This is a genomic window from Bradyrhizobium sp. MI1.4, assembly GCF_055811315.1.
Genome location: NZ_JBVVPP010000132.1, coordinates 1 through 1,070, shown reverse-complemented (window position 1 = coordinate 1,070; position 1,070 = coordinate 1). Strand labels below are relative to the sequence as shown.

General features: G+C 63.1%; 1 protein-coding gene. It reads right to left on the bottom strand.

The annotated features are described in order from the left end of the window. The coding region (locus AC0L23_RS39935; RefSeq protein ID WP_085383107.1) for an IS30 family transposase at positions 1 to 1,013 on the bottom strand (1,013 nt) is incomplete at its 3' end. Positions 1,014 to 1,070: the final 57 nt, after the last annotated feature.

The window sequence follows — 1,070 nt, the reverse complement described above, 5'->3', positions numbered from 1 at the left end:
CGTCGTCCTGGCGAAAGCCAGGAGGTGGATTCACACTCGAAGTGCAACAGTTGAGAGGAGAAGGCCTCTGCCGGGGTTCTGAAGTCAAGGCATTTGCGCGGGGTGTTGTTGTAGGCGGCAATGGACTGACGGAAGCGCCTGGTTGGGAGCTTTTCGAGGTCGGTCTTTCGGGGGATGAAGCGGCGCAAGCGGCCGATGGCGTTCTCGATGCCGCCCTTTTGCCACGGCGCGTGCGGGTCGCAGAAGAAGGTCTTCATCAAGAGGCTCTGCAAGGAAAGGTGGGCGGCGAACTCGGTGCCGTTGTCGAAGGTGACGGTACGGCGCAGTGCCTCCGGTACGGCTTTGAACAGGCGTACGAGATGGCTAGCGATACCGGCGGCGAACTTGCGTTCGATGGGAACGGCGAGCAGCAGGCGCGAGGTTCGCTCGTGGACGGCCAGGATGGCCTGCCGGTATTTGGAGAACATCATCAGATCGGCTTCCCAGTGGCCCGGGACTTTGCGATCGGCGACCTCGGCAGGCCGTTCTGCCAGCGAAACACGGCCTTCGATGAAGCTTGCGGGGCTCCCGCCTCGTTTGCCGCGGTGGCCTCGCTTGCTCTTGCCTCGAGGCAGATAGCGCCGCCAGGTGAAGTCCGTCGTGCGTGTGATCTGGGCGTAGATGAAGCGGTAGATGCTCTCGCAGGAGATCACCCTACGGCCACGTTCCCGGGCCAGCCTGCCTGCGACCTGTTCGGGTGACCAACCGCGGCTCAAGCCTGCCAAGACCTCGCGGCGCAAGCTGGCGTCCCGCTCGAGGCGAGAGCCCTTCCAGCGCCGCGCCCGGGTCTGCTGCTGAGCATAGCTTGGCTTGTAGCCGACTTGCCTGCCACGGTTCCGCCTCAGCTCCCGAGAGATCGTTGATGGCGGCCGATCCAAAGCTGCCGCGATTTGCCCGACCGAGCCGCCATTGGCCGAAAGGCGGGCAATCTCGCATCGATCGTCAAGGGAGAGCTGTTTGTAAGTCCGCCCCATGGCAACACCTCCAGATGGAAGTGTTGCACTTCGTTTGTGAACTCAGGGGACCCATAC